This window comes from Pedobacter hiemivivus, from assembly GCF_005144565.1.
In the GTDB taxonomy this organism is placed as follows: Bacteria; Bacteroidota; Bacteroidia; order Sphingobacteriales; family Sphingobacteriaceae; genus Pedobacter; species Pedobacter hiemivivus.
The window spans coordinates 128,895-153,147 of record NZ_SWDX01000006.1 but is presented as its reverse complement, the minus strand read 5'-3'; the positions used below and the strand labels follow the sequence as shown (position 1 = coordinate 153,147).

The window sequence follows — 24,253 nt, the reverse complement described above, 5'->3', positions numbered from 1 at the left end:
TTTCATCTACGAAATTTATAAATTTTCTATTTTTAGAATCTGAGTAAAATCAAATTTGAATATGGAAAATATCTTTAGTTATAAAATCGAGAGTAGTCAGATGCTACCATATGAGGTAGCAATAGAAAAAGAGGCGACCTCTATAGTAAAACTGCTATCCAGTTATTGGAGCGACTTTTTATCAATTGATCCTGTATGGAATAAAGAATCAATTGATAAAAAGATGCATGAAGATAATTTAGTTAATCAGAAATTGGTTGCTTGATCAGTACGAAATCATGGCTATTATAAAAGAAATCATTGCTTCTAATAAGGTTGTATGCCTTGAAGCGGTAGAACTTAATACTCTTCTTGATACCAAAGGAGACAAAATGGCTGAAACTGGTTTTGAAATATTGGAAGAAATTACACCTTGTATAGAAGATGCCTGCTAATACTTGTATTAGTGGGCTGTACTATTCAGGAAATTAAGTATCATTGCGCTTAAAAAGCTGTAAATTTGTAACATAGAAACCATCGTATGTCTGTTAAACTTCTAAAAACCGAAAGTGAAGAAATTTTGCTCCAAATGATCAAGAAGGGCGACTACTTAGCTTTTGAAGAGTTGTACTCAAGACATTTTCAAACAGTTTATGCGATGGCCTATAATATTCTTCGGGATCCTCAGCAAAGTAAAGATATTGTTCAGGACATTTTCGTGTGGTTTTGGGAACATCGGGAACAATGGAACCTGACATCCTGCCGGGGTTATCTGCTTACAGCTGTCAAATTTAAAACTGCCAATTATTTTAGGGAAAATAAGGTGAAGGAAGCTTTTTTTGCAGGTCTTTCGAAACAACAAATGGCTTCTGAAGACAATAGTGTGTTGATGGAAGTTCGCCAGTTGAATGACCTCATTCTTTCATTGACGACAGAGCTGCCAGAGCGCTGCCAGGAAATTTTCAGGTTGAGCCGTTTTAATCAGTTGTCTAATCGAGAAATCGCCGTTAAACTAGGGATTACTGAAAAGACGGTTGAGGCTCATATTACTTCTGCGCTTAAGAAATTAAAAGAGAAGTTGGGCAAAGGGCATATTTTCTTATATTTTTTAATCTGATAATCAGTAAGTTGTAAAATATTTAGCGTTATTTTTATTTTAGACTTAGGGTAAGACCCTGTTTTTGTGCTTTACACTATATTAACAATTGGGTAATGCAAAAAGAAGAATTCATCGCTATTGCAAGTAAAGTCTCCGAAGGACTGGCAACTGATCAGCAGAAACAACTATTCCTCTATCACTTGGGTACTTTCGCTAAGGAAAATCCAGAATGGGAAAAATTGGATCTAGAGTTTAGACAGCAAATTGAAGATGAAATCAAATCTGACATCCGAATACAAGTTTTTGGAGAGGCTGAACGGAAACCTAAAACTACAAAGCTTTGGCCTCGTATTGTAGCCATTGCTGCTGCGGTTGCTTTTATTGTTTTGGGAGTTTACTTCTTTAACTATAGAAATGATAAGCACTTGGACATTGATAATTTAGTGATGCAGGATGTTGGGCCTGGTAAAAATGGGGCTACACTAACTTTGGCCGATGGGAAAAAGATCTTATTATCAGATGCAGTGAAAGGCCAGCTTGCTAATGAAGCTGGGGTAAGCATCAGTAAAACCGAAGATGGACAAGTAGTATACAAAGTAGTTGGAACTAAAGCTAATGGAGCCGGTAAGAATAATACCATGACGACAGCAAGAGGAGAACAATGGGTTTTGGAGTTGCCTGACGGAACAAGGGTTTGGCTGAATTCAGCTTCATCTTTAACATATCCGGCATTTTTTGCTAAAACAGGTTCAAGAAAGGTGGAATTGATTGGGGAGGCTTATTTCGAAGTGGCAAAAGATAAACTCCATCAATTTATAGTAAAGACCAAAGGCCAGGATGTAGAAGTATTGGGTACGCATTTTAACATTAATGCATATCCCGAGGAGGAAAGCGTAAAGACCACTTTGTTTGAGGGTAGAGTGAAAGTTAGCCCAATCTCCACACAAGGGGAGGCTCTTTCAGAGGGTGAAAAGGCAACGGTGCTAAAACCGGGTGAACAGTCTGTTCTGGCAAATAATACCATAAAAGTATTACCTGCCAATACTGAACAGGCCCTGGCCTGGAAGAACGGTTACTTCCTGTTTGAAAATGAGAATATCAAAAGCATTATGCGAGAGGTTTCACGCTGGTACGATGTTGATGTGATTTACCAGGGCAATGTAGAGCAGAAGACAATTGAAGGAACGGTGTCTAAGTTTAAGAATGTATCAACAGTATTAGAAATGCTAGAAAGCACGAAAGTTGTGAAATTTAAGATAAATGGTAAACAAATCGTTGTAATGCCAGGGAAAGACAATAACTGAAATTGAATCATCGACAATGGGATTAACCATCCCTGTAACTAATCTAATGTATTAACTAAACTTAAAAGACCACATGAGAAAATCTTTACGACCGAAAAGCTAAGGGAATTACTGGTTGTTCAATAAGAAGCCGGGCAGGTGCTCGACACACCGACCCGGCAGAAGCTTGAGTTAACCTTTCCGGATTCCTTGGAGGAATCCGAAGAACAATTTTGTCAACTATTACCAATCAACTCAAACCAAAGTAAAAGTAATGAAAAAATATGCTTTTAATATTGGCATGCTAACTTTTTGGCTGCCAACTAAACTACTATTGATTATGAAATTGATCATAGTTTTGCTCTTTGCCTGCTTAATGCAGGTAAGTGCAGCGGGATTTGCGCAGAAGGTAACGCTAAACAAAAGGATGCTTCTAAAGGAGGCGCTGAGAGAGATACGCGTACAGTCTGGATACAATATATTGTATGATGCGGATTTGCTAAAAAATGCTACCAGGATAAATGTAAATCTTAAGGATGCTTCAATTGATGAGGCATTGAAATCTGTTTTGACCGATCAAAAGATCAGCTATGCAATCAAGGAGAATACCGTGATTTTAGAAAAGAAAACACCTTCGATTTTGGATAATATCATTGCCCGATTTCAAAACATCGATGTCAAAGGTCGTATCCTGGATCAGCAGAAAAATCCGCTGCCCGGAGCAACAGTCAAAGTAAAGGGAAGCAGTCAATCTGTAGTAACCAATGAACGGGGCGAATTCCTGTTAAGGAACATAAATGAGAACGCAGTATTGATAATTGCTTACGTTGGTTATGTTCCAAAAGAATTGAATGCCGCAAAAGATTTGGGAGATATTGTATTGTTGCTTTCAGATAATAAACTGGAAGAAGTAATGGTGGTGGGTTATGGTGTGCAACAAAAAGCCACCATGACATCAGCTGTTTCACAGGTTTCGGGTGAGGAGCTACAAAGAAACCAATCTCCAAACCTGTCTCAAAAGCTGGCTGGTGTGTTGCCGGGTATAACCGCATTTAATACCTCGGGCGAGCCGGGACAGGATGCGGCTACATTAACTGTTAGGGGCTTTAGTACGATAAACGGAGCCACCGGGACAACAAATAATAACGGTCCGCTGATTGTTATTGACGGGATTGTTCGGGCCAGCCTTTCTTATATTGACCCCAATGATATTGCCAGTGTTTCTGTATTAAAAGACGCTGCTGCGACCGCGGTGTATGGCGCACGAGCAGCTAACGGTGCCTTGCTGATCACAACCAAGCGTGGCAACGATGGTAATACCACAATCTCTTATACCGGTAATTTCGGCGTGCAGGAAGCCTCTAAGATCACTAAGACTAACGATGCCTATACTTTTGCCTCATTAACCAATTTGGCTTACCAGAATGATGGCACTTTTGCCCCTACTTATTTTGGAACTAGGGGTTTTAACGCCGAAGCACTTGCAGCAATACAAAGCGGCTCTGATCCTAACCGTTATGCCAATACCAATTGGTATAAACTATTTTATGGTACCTCTCCTAACCAACAATCACACAATGTTTCTGTTAGCGGTGGCACACCAAAGAGCCGCTATTTTGTGTCGGGGGGCTATCTCCAACAGAATGGTTTCTGGGCCGCTTCTGATTTTAAGCGCTATAATATCAGGGCTAACCTAGATGGAAAAATAGCTAATAACTTTGATTTTACCTTAAATATTTCCGGCCGCAGGCAAGTCTCCAATAATATTGATAATTTTAGCGGGCCTAATAATTATACCATTTTACAATCCCCATTGTCACCGGTACAATACACCGATGGTAAATACGTCTATTTCCCGTCCACGGGTGGGAATGTTTACCTGGATGCTACGGGGCAGGGGGGCTACAACAATGGAACCACAGATATTTTAGAAAGTTCTGCAACACTTTCTTATAAAGTGCCTTTTATTCCGGGACTTGCCATCAAAGGTTTATACAGTTTTGATATCACCACTGGTTTTACCAAGTTTTTTGTTAAACCGTATACTTCTTATTTACTGAATGATGATAATACACGGACGATACCGGCAAGTGTAGCGTCAGCAACTGCCTCGCTTACAGAGGCCATGACCAGGATTCAGAGCATTACTTCAGAGTTTTCGCTCAATTACAATCGTACCTTTTTGCAGGATCACAATGTAAGCGCCTTGCTGCTATATACAGAAACAAGTAATATGGCCGAAGGTTTGAACGCGAAGCGCGTCAATTTTCCTTCGCCGGCGCTTGACCAGCTAAGCCTTGGTAATACCACTGGAGCCACCAACGGTAATACGGCTCTCCAGAACGGAAGAAGAAGCATTGTTGGTAGGTTGACTTATAATTATAAGGAAAAATACCTGTTTGAGTTCAGTTCAAGGTACGATGGATCAGATCTGTTCCCTCCAGACCATCGTTATGGCTTCTTCCCCGCAGTTTCGATAGGTTGGCGTTTATCAGAGGAAAAGTTCATCAAAGATCATTTCAGTTTTGTAAGTAACCTGAAGATCAGGGGCAGCTGGGGTAAAGCAGGAAATGATGCTGGCGGTGCCTTTCAATATCTAAGTACCTATTCGATCCCTTCAAACAGCTATGGTTTCGGTGGTATATCCGGGCAAGTTTTAGTGCCTGGGGTAATTCCCAATCAGGTTTTTACCTGGGAAACGGCTACAACTACAGACATTGGATTGGAAGCTGCCCTATGGAATAACCTTTTAGGGATCAACGCAGATTACTTTTATAAACGAACTAGTAATATTCTTTCTACCCCCGCTGAGGCGGTTCCAGGTGTGTTAGGCGGCACCCTGCCTATCGGCAATTATGGTATTGTTGATAATAGCGGTTTTGAAATTGAGCTTACCCATCAAAATACGATCGGGCAGGTAAGCTATTATGCTAAGCCAAATATTACTTTTAATAAAAGTAAAGTGATTTATTATCCGGAAGCCGCAAGCACACCTGATGCAACACGTCTTACCGGAAAATCAGTGAGCCTAAATCCGGTGGTAGGCTATCTCGCCAATGGATTATACCAAAGCATGGCAGAAATTACCAGCGGCCCAACACCACTTAGTCCTGCCACCAAACCAGGCGATATCAAGTATGTGGATGTTAACCAGGATGGAAAAATCACGGCAAGTGATAAAGTGCTGCTTTCTAGCGGCCTAACACCGCATATTATTTTAGGCTTAAATACCGGGGCTAAGTACAAAAATTTTGATGTTAACATGATATTTCAGGGTGCCTTACAGGTACAGAATGTTTTGAATTTAAACATCATTCGGTCAAACCTGTTTCCATGGGCTACTGATAGCTGGACACCGACCAATCCGGGCGCTTCCCATCCCCGTTTAACAAATGTCAGTAATTTTGATAACTCCAGCCTGCAGGTTAGAAACGGCGCTTATATGCGGATGAAGAGCCTTGAATTGGGTTATACATTACCAAAAGAATGGCTCAGCAAATTGAGTATCGGAAATGCCCGCTTGTTTGTAAGCGGTACCAATCTGTTCACGCTTTCGCATTTAAAAGACTTTGCCGACCCCGAAAGTGGTTTGTTCGCGACACCTTTAATGAAATTGTATAATGTTGGGGTAAATGTGAAATTTAATTAGCCAGTTAAACAGAAGAAAATATGAAAAAGATTTGTTATATGCTGAGCGGCCTGCTTATTATAGCCTTCAGCGCTTGTAAAAAGGATTTACTGGATAGTAAGCCGCTAAGCCAATATTCTGATGCGACCGTGTGGAAAGACAGCACACTGGTAAAATTATATGTTAGCAATATTTACCGGGGGATGCCAAGTGAATATGAAAGTGCGTCGAGTTTTGATGCTTTGAGCAATTATACGGATGAAAGTACAGATAATCGTACCTTCGTTGCTTCTTATACCTATAATACAAATACGAATAATGCCACCAATGCCCCATTTAACAGTTTGTGGAATGCGTATTATGTACAGATCCGTAACTGTAACGTGTTTCTGGATAATATCGGATCTCTAAACGCTAGTGCGGGTTTAAAAAATAGGTTCACAGGCGAGGTTCGGTTTTTAAGGGCGTTGTATTATCATTATTTGTATAATTATTTCGGCAGGTTTCCGATCCTAACTAAAACACTCAATACAACCGATAATCTGTATATACCGCGTGGCTCGAATACTGAATGTATTAATTTTATCACTGCTGAGCTGCAGGCTGCATCCGATATGCTGCCAAAGTCTTACACTGGCAATGACAGGGGCCGGGCCACCAAAGGCGCAGCTCTGGCTTTAATGTGCCGTACGTATCTATATGGGGGGCAATGGCAAAAAGCGGCCGACGCTGCAACTGCAGTGATGCAGCTCAATTTGTATAGTTTGTATCCTGATTATCAATCAATGTTCTATACTGCAAATGAATACAATTCGGAAGTAATTCTCGATAAAGAATATCTTGCCTTATCCTCCACAAATCAGAGCACATCTTTTGATAACAGTACGCTTCCTCCCAATTATACCGGAAGAAGTAGCGGCGCAATCAACCCGAATGGAGCTCTAGTAGATGCATATGAAATGAAGGATGGAACCACTTTCGATTGGAATAATCCTGTTCATAAAGCGGATCCTTATGCCAACAGAGATCCTAGGTTTGATGCCAGCATTGTTCACGATGGAACGGTTTTATATGGTCTTCCTGTCAATATGTTTGTGGGTAGTACGGCTAATCCTGCCACTAGACCCTCTGCTACGGGATATTATATCAGAAAAGGTTTAGATCCAACTTATGACCCCAATCAGACCCTGAACTTTAGTGGTCAGAATTTTATCATGATCCGTTATGCGGAGGTATTATTAAATTATGCCGAAGCGCAGTATAATCTGGGCAATATCGAAGAGGCTCGTACTTATGTAAATAAAGTAAGGGCACGCACCTCGGTTAATATGCCGGCCATTCCGGCGATCAGTTTTACAATGGATAAACTTCGGCATGAGCGCTTTGTCGAACTCGCTTTTGAAGGATTACGTCTTTGGGATATCAATCGCTGGAAGATCGGCCCACAAACACGTGGAGCCGCCAGCCTCACTGGCGTAACCATTGGTGGAACGCTTGCAGGCCCGCATACTTACACACCTGTTGCGGTTAATGCACAACGTCAGTTTGCGGATAAGATGAACCTGTTCCCAATACCTTATACTGAGATTATCAAATATCCTGCCTCAACACCGTTGGTTCAAAATACGGGTTGGGAGCAGTAAGTTCCTGAGTTTATCATCCAATAAAATAAAAATTATGAAAACAAATGTAAAATATGTAGCATTAGCGCTGCTCATAATCCTCTTAAATATTTGGCAGCCTGCTTTTTCTCAGGAGATCAAAAAGTTGAAGGCTAATGTAGAAGCAGCACCTGATAGCCTAAAGACACACCAGTCCTATATCAAAGCCATGGGGATTAATAACCCGGAATTGGAAAAGCAATACAAGGTTTGGATGGATAAATATCCAAAATCGGCCATGGTCCCTTATTCCATAGCAAAGGCCTATCTGGATGAGGAGAGCCCCAAAGCCAAGCCATATCTGTTAAAGGCTGTAGCCATTGACCCTAAGTTTACCGAAGCCTGGGGAGGATTATGGTCGGATGGAGAACGGTGGGGCGATTTTAAATTATCAGCCGGCTACCTGGCCAAGGCTGCAGCATCAGACCCTTCCAATCCAACTTATGCATTTTATTATGCATCATCATTCAGTAATACCAATGAAGCAAAATGGAGGGACATGAGCCTTGATGTGGCCAGACGTTTTCCTGCCCATGAACGGGGGGCACAAGCCTTGTACTGGTTAGCTACCAAATCCAAAAAAACAGCCGACAAATTGAAATATTATGAGCTGCTACACAACAGTTATGCGCCCGAAAAGTTCAACTGGTCGGCTAGCGGAATGTCTGGTTATTTTGAGATCCTGCTTGCCGAAGATCCCCAAAAGGCAGTAGCACTGGCACAGGAAATGGCCAAAGACGAGAAATCGGAGAAGAAACAATCGTCTGCTCTTGTATTGCAGGCGGAAATCGTAGCCAAAGCCCGGATGCTGATGGACCAGAAAAATGGCGCAGAAGCTTTGGCTGTATTGAACCAGTTAAAGCTGTCCAAGTATTCGTCATTTAAAACAGATCTAGTCCTGCTAAAAGCAAAGGCCAATGAACTGTCTGGAAATACCAAAGCAGCTTATGACAGCTTAATCGTCACATTTGCTAAAACCCCCGCAGTTGCACTAAAAACCACAATAACCGACTACGGTATTAAACTGGGGAAAAATGAAATCGTGATTGATGCCGATATCTGGAGACATTTGGAGGCAGTTTCACAAGTTGCGACGCCATTTAATGGTTTAAAACGTTACCTGACGCCAGGGGCAGCGTCACTTGCTGATTACAAGGGGAAAGTGGTGTTGTTAACTTATTGGTTCCCAGGGTGTGGTCCGTGTAGGGCAGAGTTTCCGCACTTCGAAAATGTAGTAAAAAAGTTCAAAGGTCAGGATCTTGAATATTTAGGCATCAATGTCGTTTCCAAACAAAACGATTATGTGATCCCATTTATGAAAAACAGCGGCTATAGCTTCACACCTTTAGAGGATGTAGAAGGACAGGTAAAAGGAAACCTGGATAACCGCAATGCTGCGCCGATGAACTTCCTGATCGATAGAGATGGTCGCCTTATTTTTTCTAATTTCAGAACGGAAGCCGATAGTGAAGAGGATCTAGAGCTGATGATTGAAATGTTGTTAACAGGTAAAAAAGGTTAAATATAAATTAAAAAATCTAATACTTAATCATTAGATCGATAGGCATGAAGATGGTTATCTCATGCGTTTTTTGAAACTCGTAAGAGTAAATTTAGGATTAGTTAATTGCCTCAGAAAAGTCTGGATAGGCTTTCTGAGGTATTTTAATTGTTAAAAATACTTATTGTTTAATATTTAATACTTGCAAAATCTACCCTATATGATTAAAGCAATCTGAACTGGTATAAAGACTTCGGCTTTAAGCTATATGATCAGATTGATTTGGGATTCCCACTGCACTTTTACACATATATAACTAACCCTCAAATCATCCATCTTTATCACAATTGAAAGAAAGTATTACTAGTGACAGGAAGAGACAATCATAATTGAACGGAGAAAATTTTAGAAATTATTGGAGGAAATTAAGACGGAAGCCGTTCACAAACTGAACTGGATCGGGCTAAACAAAGCTATCTGAGTAGTATGGAAGCCATATTTAGTGAGAAGGATAAAACACTTTCAGAATCTTATGTTAAAGAATACTTGCAAAATTTCTTAAAACAAACGGCTGCCCCGGGTTTGGTAAAAGAAAACGATTTAGTACATCAATTTTTTCCAGGTATTACTCTTACTGAATTGAATATGATTAGTGCATCATGTATACAAGATACCAACAGATTTTAAGCATCTATTGTTAAAAATGCCCGTATATTTTTTGAAGAAGTATTGATCGGAGATAATGATACAGGCTTTGCCATAAATGGGGCTGGTACATTCAGATTTTATGAGGGGCCTTTTATTAAAACACTTTTATTCGCTGATTACGAGCTGAAATTGGGAAATGAGTTCGAAGAGCGAAGTAAAATTAGAATTATACCGATCAGCTGCTCGTTTAGAATTGACTTATTTAAACCAACTTAATTATATAGTTTTGCATTCATAACCAGGTATCAGATGCAACTACGGGATGAATAGTTATAAAATATTCAGTGATACGGAGCTTTGCTCTTTATTGAAGGAGGGTAATGAAGGCGCCTATACCGAAATCTATAATCGGTACTGGCAAACCGTTTATTCCATTGCCTATAACAGGCTGCGCAATCTCGAAACCGCGCAGGACCTGGTGCATGATACCTTCGCCAGCCTTTGGGTCAACCGGGAAAAGGTTGTTATTGAAAATTTGAAATCCTATCTTGCAGTTTCGATCAAATACCGGATCATTGAACTGATCCGCCGTGAAAAGCTTGCCAGCAAATTCGAGTTGCTAGCACCGGCAACCTATTTAGGTAACTTTAACGACGCGAGTGATGCCCTCCATTTTAAAAACATACTTAAGTTGATGGAGGAAGAAATCGAAAACCTACCCGACCGTTGCAAACTGATTTTTAAATATAGCCGCAACGAAAATAAATCTGCAAAGGAAATTGCCGCCGAACTAAGTATTTCCCAAAGTACGGTGGAGAACCAATTAAACAAAGCCCTGACCCGTTTGCGCCTCGTCCTTAAAAATCTGAATTCTTTCCTGTTTTAGCTCACAGGAACTCTGCTGTCCTAGTGCATTCCTTTATTTTAAAAAAAAAATCATTTCGGCGTAGGTGTAATGCCTGAGAAGTTGTACTTAACATACAAACAAGTATAAATGGGGATTTCGAGACCGCTTCTGAAAGCGATTGAAAATTATATAAATGGAAAGGTATCGCCTGAGGAGAAGCAGTTGGTAGACGACTGGTATCATACCTTTAATGACACCGAGGTGGTGATCCATACACACGAGAGGCAGTTAAAGGAGCTAATAGATGCCAAGCTCCGTGAACGCCTGGTACAGACAACTGGCGTCCAATCTTTAAAAGCTATTCCTGTCCACCAACTACATACCAGTTCATGGAGAACCTGGGCAGCCGTAGTTGCTGTGCTGGTTACTACCGCACTAGGCCTCTATTTATTTACTTCCCGGATTGACAGGCAGGATCTGCTGGTCACAACACCTGACTTTGCTCCTGCGAAAAATACAGCTATCCTCACCCTGGCTAATGGTAAGCAAATTAAATTGACTGACCAAAACCAGGGGCAATTCGCAAATGAGTCAGGAGTAAGTATCAGCAAAACGAGAGAAGGGGAACTGGTTTACACAGCCTTAGGGGATCATGGCTCAAAAGGATTGCCGGTGGGCGTCAATACCATTGAAACACCGCGGGGGGGAAAGTACCAGGTGAACCTGCCTGATGGCACCAAGGTATGGCTGAATGCGGGTTCCTTATTGCGATATCCAAACCGGTTTATTGGAAAAGAAAGAAGCGTTGAATTGAGCGGAGAAGCTTATTTTGAAGTAGCGAAAATACAGGACAAACGCATGCCCTTCTTCGTCCGTACGAAACGACAAACCGTCGAAGTCTTAGGAACCCATTTCAACGTAAATAACTACGAGGAAGAAGAAGAGGTGAAAACGACTCTATTGGAAGGGTCTGTACGGATAGGTTCGAAGAACGGAAAGAATGCGACGCTAAAGCCGGGTGAACAATCCGTTATCCAATCTAATTCCCTCCGGGTGCAGGACGCTGATTTATCAACAGAAATGGCCTGGAAAAATGGTGAATTTATTTTTACCAATAACGATTTTCGAGCAGAAATGCGCAAAGTCGCACGCTGGTATGATGTGGAAATCATATTTGACGAATCCCTGCCTAAGGATATCTCATTGGGCGGCTTCATATCCAGTGGAAAAAATATCTCAGCTGTGCTAAAACTCATCGCGCTGACAGGAAAAGTACACTTTAAGATCGAAGGAAGGAGGATTTTAGTAACGAATTAGACAATTCTACTTAAAGTCATTGCTGAAAAAAGACCAGTGTGCGACAACACAACTGGCCTTAATGATCCGGCAAAAGAAAATAAATACCATTCTATAACTTCTAACCAGACTAAACAAATGTATGAAAATTCCACCAGGAACCTCGGTGCGCCTAATTGGCATGTTCAAAAAATTCTACGTATTATGCGGCTAACAACTTTGCTGTTAATGCTTTTTATGGTTCAGGTGAGTGCGGCGGGCTACGGCCAGCGGGTTACGCTCTCACATAAAAAAGCAAGCCTTGGAAAACTTTTCAGGGAAATTCACAATCAGACAGGCTACGATTTTCTCTATGACGCGAAGAAAATCAGCGAAAAAGCCCCTGTCGATATCAACGTTACGGACAGAAAGTTGGAAGAAGTGCTCGACCTCTGTTTTAAAGGACAAAACCTGGAATATTCCATCGAAGACAAAGCGGTCATCGTTAGGGAGATCAAAAATTCCGCGAAGAAATTGATCCCTCTGAACATAGACAACAGACCTGCTAACTTACAAATTACTATTTCAGGAAGTGTGAGGGATACGCTTGGAAAAGGACTACCAGGAGTAAGTATCAAAATAAAACGAACTTCAAGAGGAGCCAGTACCGACCCCGATGGTAAGTTCAGTATCGTGGTACCGGGGCCTGAAAGTATTCTTGTAGTTTCCTATGTTGGTTTCATCACCCGGGAAATCACTGTAAGAGACGCCAAAATCCTGGATATCGTTCTGAAAGAAAACTTTGACGCCCTAGATGAGGTAGCGGTTGTAGCTTTTGGAACGCAAAAGAAATCCAGTATGGTGAGTTCCATTACGACCATCAACCCCAAAGAATTAAAAGTACCGTCCAGCAATCTAACCACAGCATTGGCAGGACGTCTTTCCGGTGTCATTGCTTATCAGCGAAGTGGTGAGCCCGGAAGGGATAATGCGGACTTTTTCATTAGGGGAGTTACTACATTCGGCTATAAAAGAGATCCGTTAATATTAATAAACGGTGTGGAAACCACTGCGCAGGAGCTGGCCAGACTACAGGTGGACGATATCGCTGCTTTTTCCATCCTGAAGGATGCCACGGCAACAGCGCTTTATGGTGCCAGGGGTGCCAATGGCGTGGTACAGGTGACCACCAAAGAAGGCGTACAGGGCAGTGCAGTCATTTCATTCAGGGCTGAAAACTCATTCTCTTCAAACACCAAGGATATTGAACTCGCGGATCCGGTTACCTTTATGAAAGCAGCCAATGAAGCGAACCTGACCCGGGATCCACTTTCCGGTTATGCCTATAGTCTGGAGAAAATAGATGGAACGATTTCTGGTGAAAACCCACTGCTCTATCCAGTTACTGATTGGCGTAAAATGCTCATCAAGGATGTAACCGCCAATCAGCGATACAACCTGAGTGTGAGCGGCGGTGGTGCGATTGCCAGGTATTACATCTCCGGAGCAATTAACCAGGATAACGGAAACCTGAAAGTAGATAAAACTGCCAACTTCAATAACAACATCAACCTGAAATCCTATCAGCTGCGTAGTAACGTGAATATCAACGTGACCAAAACGACAGAAATTATTGCCAGACTAGCCGGCAGTTTTGATGATTACACTGGACCGGTAGACGGGGGTGAGGCCACTTATAAAAAAATTATGAGGTCCAACCAGGTCTTATTCCCTGCGTTCTATCCGGCTTCGATGATGCCCTCGACTAAACACATACTTTTCGGGAACGCCAGTCGTGGTGATGCCAGTTCCGGAGCCAGCTACTCCAATCCATATGCAGATTTGGTTAAAGGATACAAAGACTCCTCGAAATCATTGCTGGAAGCCCAGTTTGAGTTGAAGCAAAACCTTGATTTTGTCACACCAGGTTTTTCAGCGAGCGGGATGTTCAATACTTCAAGATATTCCTATTTTGATGTCAATCGCTTTTACAACCCTTATTTTTACAACATCAGCTATTACGCCCCTCAAACCAATCAATATACCCTGTCCTTGCTGAATGAGGCTAATAACCCAACGGAATATCTGAATTATAACGAGGGTGGTAAAGAGATCAGCACGACGCTGTACCTCCAGGCCAATTTGATGTATACCCGACAGTTTGCGGGCAAACATGACCTCAGTGGCTTACTCGTTTTTCAACGCAGACAGCAATTACTGGCAAATCAGGGGACCTTACAAAAATCTTTACCTTACCGCAATCAGGGCTTATCGGGACGATTCACTTATGGCTACGACAACAGGTACCTTCTGGAGATGACATTTGGTTACAACGGATCCGAGCGCTTCGACCGTAGTCACCGTTACGGTTTTTTCCCAGCAATCGGCGGTGGATGGATAGTTTCTAATGAGAAGTTCTGGACCGGAATCAAAGAAGTCGTACAAAAACTCAAACTGAAAGGAACCTACGGTTTAGTAGGTAACGACGCCATTGGCGATGCAAATGACCGTTTCTTCTATCTGTCGGAACTGAATACCAGCGATGGCGGAAAGGCGTATACCTTCGGTGAAAATTACGACTACACTAAGAATGGATTTACTATAAATCGTTATGAGAACAGGGACATCTCCTGGGAAAAAGCCTACAAGACCAACATAGGAATAGAGGTCGGATTTCTGCGTGGATTCGAGTTCCAGGCAGATTATTTTTCAGAAACAAGAGAGAATATCCTGATGGATCGTGCCTCGATTCCTGCAAGTGTCGGCCTGGCCGTAAATCCAAGAGCGAATGTGGGCCGTGCGAAAGCAAATGGCCTGGACATGTCTCTTGATTACAATAAAAGCTTTAACAATTCCCTCTGGTTGCAAATGCGTGGCAATTTTACCTACGCACACAGTGAGTACCTTCAGTATGAAGAGCCGGCATACAATGAAAAATATCTCCTGCATGTAGGGCAGCCGATAGACCAAATATTTGGCTTGCTTGCTGAACGACTTTTCGTTGATCAATACGATGTGAACAATTCCCCTAGACAAACCTACGGAGAGTACGGCCCGGGAGATATCAAATACAGGGATATGAACGGAGATGGTCAAATCACTGACTTGGATAAGGTCCCTATCGGTTTTCCACGGGTTCCCGAGATCATTTATGGATTTGGTTTTTCAACTGGCTACAAGGGCTTTGACCTCTCCGCATTTTTTCAGGGTTCGGCAAGGTCAACCTTCTGGCTGGACGGAAGTAACACCTCGCCCTTTCAAAATGACATTCCCTTATTAAAGGCGTATGCCGATGATCACTGGTCTGAGCAAAACAGGAATCTCTACGCGCTATGGCCACGGTTTGACCCGAAGTATAATGGAAATAACCTTAGCCAGTACAGCACCTGGTTTATGCGGAATGGCGCTTTCCTAAGATTAAAAACCCTGGAGCTGGGATACTCCCTGTCTAAGGGCGTAAGCAAGAAGCTATTTCTTTCCTCCGCCAGATTTTATGCCAGCGGAAATAACCTGTTCCTGCTCAGCGGATTTAAAATGTGGGATATAGAAATGGGTGGAAATGGCCTGGGCTATCCGGTTCAGAAAGTTTTCAATTTTGGAGTACAAGTAAAATTTTAATACGACAACAATGAAGAAATTTAAAACCTTTATTATAGTGTGCTTAACCATGTTCTCTTTGTCCTCTTGCAAGGATTACCTGGATCTTGTACCAGACAATGTGGCCACATTAGACAATGCATTTGCCAACCGTCTTGAAGCGGAAAAATACTTGTTTACCTGTTATTCTTACCTTCCTTTGCATCAAAATGGCTTTGGAAATATCGGTTTGACAGGTGCCGACGAATTGTGGACCTGGTTCCCCCAACGCGGTGGAGTAAATAACTATTCCGCCTGGGAGATCAGTCGTGGCAATCAAAATGTCAACGATCCCTACATGAACTTCTGGGGTGGGCGAAACGGTGCACAGGCGCTATATCGTGGCATTCGGGATTGTAATATTTTCCTGGAAAATGTCACCGATGAGAATAAGGTGTTCGACTTGACACCCACCATGCGAAAGAGGTGGCTGGCCGAGGTGACTTTCCTGAAAGCTTACTATCACTTTTACCTCTTCCGGATGTATGGTCCAATTGTATTAGCCGACAAAAATTTCCCTGTAACCGCTGATGGTCAGGAACTGGAGGTTAAGCGTTCTACAGTCGACGAAACTGTAGCATATATATCCGGCCTGTTGGATATCGCAGCAGCAGATCTTCCCAACATCATTACTAACCGTTCCACAGAACTCGGTAGAGTAACCAAACCTGCAGCACTGATGCTTAAGGCTAAATTATGGGTTACCGCCGCAAGCCCCCTGTTCAATGGTAACACTGATTTTGCGAACTTTAGAGACAAGGATGGAGTAGCCTTATTCAACGCCTCCTTTGATGCTACCAAATGGGACAAAGCCGCAGAAGCATGTAAAGCGGCGTTGACCGCATGCGACCATGGCGGAATATCTTTATATCAGTTCTCAACATTCACCAAATTAAGCGATACCACTGTCACCCAGCTAAGCATCCGAAACAGCGTAACAGAGAAATGGAACACTGAATTGGTCTGGGGATTATCCGGCAGACAGGTTGGAGACCTCCAGAAGGATGTTATGGCCAGACTGGACCCAAACTACAGCTTGAACATCTGGGGCTCTAAAGAGCTGATGACACCCACTTTAGAGATTGCTAACCTATTCTATACCGATAAGGGTGTACCGATGAATGAGGACAAAACTTTCAACTACTCCGGTAGATATGATATGCGTACCGCCAGTCACGAAGAACGGTTCAACCTGATCGAAGGTTATGAATCTGCTTCGATCCAATACAACAGGGAACCAAGGTTTTACGCGGATTTGGGTTTTGATGGTGGAGTTTGGTATATGAACAATAGCAGAAGCGCCTCAGATGAAAACACCTGGGTGGTTAAGGCTAAAACAGGGCAGCCGCAATCACGCATTGGGGAAAGCAACGTCTCTATTACAGGGTTGTGGGCAAAAAAACTTGTCAACTGGAAGTTTGTAATCACCGAAAGAGATGCAACCTACGAGGCTTATCCATGGCCGGAAATGCGTTTGTCAGACCTATACCTCCTGACTTCCGAAGCACTTAACGAATCAGGAAACAGCGCGGAAGCCATCAGTTGGCTGGATAAAGTGAGGTCTCGCGCAGGGCTTAAAGGGGTTCAGGAATCCTGGACGAATTTTTCAAACAAGCCAGGAAAATACACGACCAAAGAAGGTCTTCGGGAAATCATCCAACAAGAAAGAGGAATTGAGCTCGTATTTGAAAACAGCAGGTTCTGGGACCTTAGGAGGTGGAAAACAGCGGGCAGGGTGCTTAACCAGGGCATTCACGGCTGGAGCATAGAACAGGAAGCAGCCGTAGGCTATTACCGCCCTAAACTACTTTTCACCCAGCGTTTTGTAGCCCCTCGTGACTACCTTTTCCCGCTTAGACAGTTTGACCTAATTGTTAATCCCAAACTGGTACAAAATCCAGGTTGGTAGTATACCGCTCATTAATCGTAGAACAGATGAAAACATTAAAGATTTTAATCATCACCGGTATCGTCCTCAGCGCATTTAGCAGCTGCAAGGAAACAGAACTCAAGCCCATTGAAAAAGATGGTACAGCGCCAGGCACCCTATCTAATCCTACAGTGGAAAGTTTGGCAGGAGCCGCAAAAATCACCTACAATTTGCCCGGAGACCCGGATATATTATACGTTCAGGCCAGTTACAAGAACCAGTCAGGTCAAAATGTAGAATTTAAATCTTCCTACTACAGCAACTTTATTGTCGTAGAAGGATTCGCAGACTCGGCTGCACATAATGTGGAAATGTATGTGGTTGACAAAAGTGGCAACCGGTCCGCATTAACTACCGTGTCGGTAACACCCAAAGCACCACCTTATTTAACCGCCTATAAATCGCTGGCTGTAGTTTCAGATTTCGGCGGTGCCTCCTTCAGCTTCAAAAACCTGAATAAAGCGGAGCTCGCAGTTGTGGTGTCCACACCGGATTCAACCGGTAAAATGCGCGTAGCAAGAACTTTTTATACTGCCCGCGACAGTGCCAACTTCTCACTCAGGGGTTATGCCTCTGAATCCCGCGTCTTCAACATCTTCGTCCGGGACAAATGGGGAAACAGTTCAGAAGTGTTGAGCAAGGAACTCACTCCAATCTATGAAGTTCAGTTGGATAAGAAGAAATTCCGGGAGATGTTTCTCCCTGGTGACGCCGTATGCAATTTCTGGGATGGCGCTATGCCCTTCGCATGGGACGGAAAAGCAGTTCCTGACCAAAGGGGTGCCGGACTGCATACAGGAAATGCGAGCACTGGCGTTCCAAAATATATCACATTCGATTTGGGGGTACAAGCCCAGTTAAGCAGATTCTCACAACAAACCATCCAGGACGAACGGCACTGGTATAACGACGTATCATTGAGAAGATACGAGGTCTGGGGAATAAGCCAGTATAATACAAATGGCTCTTTTGATGGTTGGACCAAACTAGCTACAGTAACCAACGTCAAACCCTCCGGACTGCCGACCGGTATCTTCACAGAAGATGACCGTGTTGCCGGCCGTATTGGAGATGAAGTCAACATCCCTGTGGACATGCCAAAAGTCAGATACATCAGGATTCGCTGTCTTCAAAACTGGTCTGGAAATACCAATATGTGTATTTCCGAAATGACCTTCTGGGGAAATGATAAATAATGTGCAGTCTAAAATTTCAATGGAAAAGATGAAAAATATAAAATATCTAGCCATCATTTTGCCCCTGGCAATGCTGGCGCTGGGATCATGTTCCAAAATGGATGATTACCTGAAATACACCGACGGCAAAGAGTTGCTGTATACGGGTCGAGTAGACTCATTGGTGGCCCATTCTGGCATCAACAGGGTGGTACTTCGCGGTCTATTGATTTCCGATCCCAAGATCACTAAGGTCAAAATTTACTGGAACCTACGTCAGGATTCCTTAATTGTCGACATCACACGTGGACCTGGTGTAGATAAGCTGGATGTACCTATCCCGCTTGCTCCCGGTAACTACAACTTCGAAGTTAAGACCTACGATGCAGTTGGTAACTCCTCAGTTACCGTGCTTGCCTCGGGAACCTCTTACGGTACATCCTACCAGGAATCCGTGCAGAACCGTCCGATCAAACGTGCTGAAAAAGTAGGCTCCGAAGTTACAGTCGACTTTTTCAGTGGCTCTGATAATTCGCCATATAGCAAGTTGACCTATATAGGAACCGACAACAAGGAACACACCTTAAAGGTCACCAATGATCTCCCGACCGTGAAACTGACAAATTACAAAAGCGCAACAAAATTCAAATTACAAAGTGTGTTCTTGCCGGACACTATGGCTGTGGATACCTTTTATGCCGCTATTCAGGAAATCGGTGTAGCGGAAGATGTGACAAACGCTTATCTCAAAAATGCCGGAGCCCCTATACTCAGGGGGGACACGGAGACCGGCAAATGGGGAACACCCAGGGACTGGCAGTTTAACTCAGCAGCGACCAATCAAAATAATGGCAGGGGTGGGGGCTGGTCAACAGACAATGGCGGCGTCATTCATTTTGAAACTAAAGATTGGGGAGGAGAGGGTGTAAACAACGGAAAGGTATGGCAAACGGTGCTGCTGCCTGCCGGCAACTATACGGTATCGTTTGAAACCGGTTCCTACGGCGGGGACGTTTACACCGTAGAGGAAATGGTCGCCAGCGGCACAAACCTTCCAAATATCGGGACCTCAACGAATGTACTAGCGGTATTTCATGGCAATAAAAACAATCTTTCGGGGAACCATGATGTCAAATTCGAGTTGACAGTTCCTACAACCGTATCCATCGGATGGGTCGTAAGTACCGGTCAATATGTTTACCTCCAATTTAAATCTATCAGACTCAGAACTACAGCAAGCGGATTTTAATCCCTTGCTGTATGAATACAATCAATTCTATGCTCAATTACAATAAGTCAGTACGGAACTTTACCATTTTTAATCTATTTATGTTCGCTCAACTCTTTGGTGCTGGGGTGTATGCGCAAAGTCGCATCATCCCAATCGTCACAGCAAATAATGCATTGGTGCTGCAGGTCAACGCCAATAATGACCTTAACATCATACACTTTGGAAAAAAGCTAAAGGCGACGAGCGAATACACCGGGCTGGCTTCTGCTTATCGTCAGGGCAGCGATTATACCGGACTATCCAGTTCTGCTTACACCCCCTCAGGTTCTCGTAACCTCCTGGAGCCGGCTATAAGCGTAACACACGCGGATGGAAACAACTCTCTGGAACTAAAATATGTAGATTATACTGAAAAGAAAATAGCCGAAAACGTAACACTTTTACAAGTCCGTTTAAAAGATCCGGTGTATCCTTTTGAAGTGACACTGTTTTACAGGTCCTTTTACAAACAGGATGTAATCGAGACCTGGGCAGAAATCAGGCATCAGGAAAAGGGTGCCGTGCAGCTCAATAAATTCGCCTCGGCCAACCTTTACCTTAAAGCTGGGAGTTTCTGGCTGAATCAATACCATGGCGACTGGGCCAAGGAGATGCAGCCTGAAGAGACTAAGCTGAGCCATGGTATCAAGACCCTGGACAGTAAACTGGGGACCAGAGCAAATTTATTTCAGCCATCGGTATTTATGATTTCATTGGATAAGCCAGCTACAGAGGATGAAGGAACTGTGATTTATGGCGCCATGGAGTGGAGTGGCAATTTCAAAATTGACCTGGAAGTCGACTACCAGGATAACCTCAGGGTGATCGCCGGTATGAACAATCATGCGTCTGCTTACCGGCTCAAAGCCTTAGAAGTATTTAAAACGCCAGCTTTCTTGTTCACCTTCTCTGATAAAGGAAGAGGTGAGGCAAGCAGGAAAATGCATGACTGGGCGCGTAACCATAAATTGCTAGATGGGAAAGGAAATCGACTGACCTTATTGAATAATTGGGAGGCCACCTATTTTGATTTCAATGAAGCAAAACTAGCAGAACTGCTAAAAGATACCAAAAAACTGGGAGTGGACTTCTTCCTGCTGGATGATGGCTGGTTTGGCAACAAATACCCCAGGAATGATGACCGAGCAGGCTTGGGTGACTGGCAGGAAAACAAAACGAAACTGCCAAATGGGATTGCCTCTTTGGTAAAAGAAGCCGGCAACACAGGCACACGTTTTGGGATTTGGATTGAACCTGAAATGGTCAACCCGAAAAGTGAACTGTATGAGCGGCATCCGGAATGGGTCGTGAAGCAGCCAAAGCGGGAGGAGTTCTATTTCAGAAATCAACTGGCCCTCGACTTGAGTAATCCCGAAGTTCAGGATTTTGTCTTCGGCATCGTAGACGGTATGTTTACCAAAAACCCGGATCTGGCTTACATCAAATGGGACTGCAATGCGGTCATCTACAATGCATATTCCGCACACTTAAAAGACCAGTCTCATTTTTACATCGAATACGTTCGCGGATTATATAACGTGTTGGAAAGAATCCGTGCTAAGTATCCGAAAGTACCCATGATGCTATGCTCGGGTGGTGGTGGACGTGTTGACTATGCCGCATTACAGTATTTCACGGAGTTCTGGCCAAGTGATAATACCGATCCACTGGAAAGGATATTTATGCAATGGGAATATTCTTATTTCTACCCCGCCCTGGCCAGTTCAAACCATGTAACAGACTGGGGGAAGCAGCCGATCAAATTCCGAACAGATGTAGCCATGATGGGAAAATTGGGATTTGACATTGTCGTCAGTCAACTACCTGAAAAAGACCTGAAGTTTTGCCAGGAAGCCATAAAGACCTACAACCAGCTTAAACCTGTCATCTGGCAGGGAGACCAGTATCGACTGGCTAATCCCCGTGAAGGCAGTGTAGCCTCCATGCTGTATGTTGACCCCGATAAAAATAATGCGGTGATGTTCAATTACCTCGTCAACTATCGCTATGGCTCCGTGAGCACATTGCCCATCAAATTCAAAGGCCTGGACGTCAATAAAAAATACCAGATTCAGGAAGTCAACCTCTATCCAGGGCAAAGCTCAACTTTGTCTCCGGTAAGCTACAGTGGTGATTTTCTGATGAACATCGGATTTAATCCCGATCTGAATTTAGACAGAACCAGTGTCATTCTTCAAATCTCAGCAATACAATGATGAATAAATCCTGATGTAATCCGGGTGGGAGATACGTATTATATCTATGTATACTTCTGCACACCCAACGAGGGATTATACCTGATTATTTCCATGTAGCATACTAACCACACTATGGGCTTCAGTTCTCTATCATTCGCAATTATTAACCAATTATAAAACCCAATGAAAAGAAAACCAATTCACTTCGTGATCGCCATGGCATGCCTGGTGTTCACCCAATGCACCAAAGAGAAAGAACTGGAAAACGGCTTGACAGAAGAAAAAGTCAGAAAGACGGCAGATGTTCAGGAGCGTGCGACCATGTGCACAGATTGCCAGGAAAGCTGGTACAAGATTACCGGTTCAGCAGCTTATAACCTGGCCTGGAACTACGCCCCTATACTCAAATTTGACCAGGCAGCACCCGACTATCCGACCGGTATTGAAGACATTTGGGCAAGCACAGATCCAGGCAGTATCGTATGCAACGGCACTTTAGTCATGGCGAATAGAAACGCCCCGAGGAGTAAAAATTTTCCTACCTATTTTGAAGTGCAGCGTCATCCAAACAACTCCAACAGAATATTTATCGACTATTGGTGGACTTATAAAACCCAGACTACCTGCTTCGCGAACCTGGGCGGGCATGACTATGACTGGGAACATGTCGTTGTACAGGTAAATACCCAAACCAATCGCATTGTTACAGTCACCTATTTTCAACATTCAGGCTGGTATACCAGAAACTGGCAAAATGTAGCCGCAGGCACACGGCCGCAGGTATTTGTAGGCAAAAAAGCCCATGGCTCCTATCACAATTCCAATTCAATCTCATTTCCCGGATACGACTGTACTTACTATGGCGATTACAGAAATCCAAGTGGATCCAACGACTTCGTGGAAACATGGAATACTAATCTAACAGAAATGACCTGCCAGAGTAATTACTTCAGCTTCAACGGAAATTTCGGCACCATTGGTAAGGGACCACTGTATCGCTACCGGGATTACTGGTATTTTTCCTCATGCAACGGAAGTGCTGGCATAACGGGTACGGATGGATGCAGTCAAAGTAACTATCCTTCAGGTACGCAGCTCGGAGGCATTTAACAAACGAGGCCGTATCATCATGATGATACGGCCTTACTAAAAGTTCAGGGTAATGGGTTATGTCCTTCGAACATAGAATTATACAATACGAACGTTTAGGCATTTTGTACATTAACACACAACATATGAAACAATTACACTTTACAAAAATCGCCGGCCTGGGTCTACTGTTCCTCGGCCTGGCTGTACTTTCCGCCTGCCAGGTGGCACAAAAAGGTAGCAGATCCAAACAATCGACCCATCCAGAGGCTAAACTCGGCTGGAAACTCGGATCACAAGCCTATACATTTAAAGAGTATACCTTTGCTGAGGCTGTCGATAAGATCGACAGCTGTAATCTGAGATTCGTTGAAGCCTATCCCGGCCAGACAATAGGCGGCGGAATTCCTGGTAGAATGGGTCCTGACATGGATGCGTCCACTAGAAAAGCTGTTCTGGAATTACTTAAAGTAAAAAACGTCCAATTGATGGCTTTTGGTGTAACCGGAGCAGACTCAGAAGCAGACTGGACTAAATTATTCGAATTTGCAAAAGCTATGGGCATCCAAACGATCACGTCGGAACCCAATGAGAAATTTTTGTCCTTCATCTCTAACTTATGTGACAAATACCAGATCAACCTGGCCATTCACAATCACCCCAATCCTTCACAATACTGGAACCCCGATATTGTACTGAAAGCTTCGCAGGAAAAAAGTAAACGCATTGGCGCATGCGCCGATATTGGTCACTGGGTCAGATCGGGATTAGATCCGGTAGCCTGCCTGAAAACTTTAGAAGGCCGGATTTTTCACCTGCACATGAAAGATTTGCATGAAAAGGGAAGAGACGGACATGACGTTCACTGGGGAGAAGGAGTTTCCGACATACCAGGCGTGATTGATGAATTAAAGCGCCAGAACTTCAAAGGGGGAATTTCAGCAGAATACGAATACAATTGGAAAGAAAACAGTAAGGATGTAGCCGCCAGCGTGGTCAATTTCCGCAAGATAATCAGCAGCAAGAATTAAGGA

The 24,253-nt window shown here is 43.3% G+C and carries 17 protein-coding genes; all 17 read left to right on the top strand.

What is annotated here, in order from left to right; genetic code table 11:
• Positions 1-100: 100 nt before the first annotated feature.
• Positions 101-265: a hypothetical protein gene (locus tag FBD94_RS16550; RefSeq protein WP_205945899.1), complete on the top strand. Its 165-nt coding sequence runs from the start codon at positions 101-103 to the stop codon at positions 263-265.
• A gap of 13 nt (positions 266-278) precedes the next feature.
• The gene (locus FBD94_RS25970; protein ID WP_169472335.1) at positions 279-434 is read left to right on the top strand and encodes a hypothetical protein; all 156 of its coding nucleotides are present in this window, start codon (positions 279-281) and stop codon (positions 432-434) included.
• 86 nt (positions 435-520) lie between these two features.
• On the top strand, positions 521-1,096 hold the full coding sequence (locus FBD94_RS16545; protein ID WP_136881016.1) for an RNA polymerase sigma-70 factor: 576 nt from the start codon (positions 521-523) through the stop codon (positions 1,094-1,096).
• 95 nt (positions 1,097-1,191) lie between these two features.
• Positions 1,192-2,382: a FecR family protein gene (locus FBD94_RS16540; RefSeq protein WP_136881015.1), complete on the top strand. Its 1,191-nt coding sequence runs from the start codon at positions 1,192-1,194 to the stop codon at positions 2,380-2,382.
• A 319-nt stretch (positions 2,383-2,701) separates the two neighbouring features.
• Positions 2,702-6,010 (top strand): TonB-dependent receptor, encoded by a 3,309-nt coding sequence (locus tag FBD94_RS16535; protein ID WP_169472334.1) that lies wholly within the window; start codon positions 2,702-2,704, stop codon positions 6,008-6,010.
• 20 nt (positions 6,011-6,030) lie between these two features.
• The gene (locus FBD94_RS16530; RefSeq protein WP_136881013.1) at positions 6,031-7,632 is read left to right on the top strand and encodes a RagB/SusD family nutrient uptake outer membrane protein; all 1,602 of its coding nucleotides are present in this window, start codon (positions 6,031-6,033) and stop codon (positions 7,630-7,632) included.
• 34 nt (positions 7,633-7,666) lie between these two features.
• Positions 7,667-9,172 (top strand): TlpA disulfide reductase family protein, encoded by a 1,506-nt coding sequence (locus tag FBD94_RS16525; protein WP_136881012.1) that lies wholly within the window; start codon positions 7,667-7,669, stop codon positions 9,170-9,172.
• Positions 9,173-9,637: 465 nt separating this feature from the next.
• Positions 9,638-9,838, top strand: a complete 201-nt coding sequence (locus FBD94_RS16520) for a hypothetical protein (protein ID WP_136881011.1) — start codon at positions 9,638-9,640, stop codon at positions 9,836-9,838.
• A 283-nt stretch (positions 9,839-10,121) separates the two neighbouring features.
• Positions 10,122-10,685, top strand: coding sequence for an RNA polymerase sigma factor (locus tag FBD94_RS16515; protein WP_136881010.1), 564 nt, complete (start codon positions 10,122-10,124; stop codon positions 10,683-10,685).
• Positions 10,686-10,793: 108 nt separating this feature from the next.
• Positions 10,794-11,963, top strand: a complete 1,170-nt coding sequence (locus FBD94_RS16510; RefSeq protein ID WP_136881009.1) for a FecR family protein — start codon at positions 10,794-10,796, stop codon at positions 11,961-11,963.
• A gap of 36 nt (positions 11,964-11,999) precedes the next feature.
• Positions 12,000-15,539 (top strand): TonB-dependent receptor, encoded by a 3,540-nt coding sequence (locus FBD94_RS16505; protein WP_235884523.1) that lies wholly within the window; start codon positions 12,000-12,002, stop codon positions 15,537-15,539.
• A gap of 10 nt (positions 15,540-15,549) precedes the next feature.
• Positions 15,550-17,466 (top strand): RagB/SusD family nutrient uptake outer membrane protein, encoded by a 1,917-nt coding sequence (locus FBD94_RS16500; RefSeq protein WP_136881008.1) that lies wholly within the window; start codon positions 15,550-15,552, stop codon positions 17,464-17,466.
• Between the two features lie 26 nt (positions 17,467-17,492).
• Positions 17,493-18,683, top strand: coding sequence for a DUF5000 domain-containing lipoprotein (locus FBD94_RS16495; protein WP_136881007.1), 1,191 nt, complete (start codon positions 17,493-17,495; stop codon positions 18,681-18,683).
• A 28-nt stretch (positions 18,684-18,711) separates the two neighbouring features.
• Positions 18,712-19,911, top strand: coding sequence for a DUF4998 domain-containing protein (locus FBD94_RS16490; RefSeq protein ID WP_169472333.1), 1,200 nt, complete (start codon positions 18,712-18,714; stop codon positions 19,909-19,911).
• Between the two features lie 11 nt (positions 19,912-19,922).
• The gene (locus FBD94_RS16485; protein ID WP_235884520.1) at positions 19,923-22,148 is read left to right on the top strand and encodes an alpha-galactosidase; all 2,226 of its coding nucleotides are present in this window, start codon (positions 19,923-19,925) and stop codon (positions 22,146-22,148) included.
• A 165-nt stretch (positions 22,149-22,313) separates the two neighbouring features.
• A complete protein-coding gene (locus tag FBD94_RS16480) occupies positions 22,314-23,240 on the top strand; it encodes an NPP1 family protein (protein ID WP_136881005.1) in 927 nt (308 codons plus the stop codon).
• Positions 23,241-23,365: 125 nt separating this feature from the next.
• Complete coding sequence (locus FBD94_RS16475; RefSeq protein WP_136881004.1) at positions 23,366-24,250, top strand: sugar phosphate isomerase/epimerase family protein; 885 nt, start codon at positions 23,366-23,368, stop codon at positions 24,248-24,250.
• Positions 24,251-24,253: the final 3 nt, after the last annotated feature.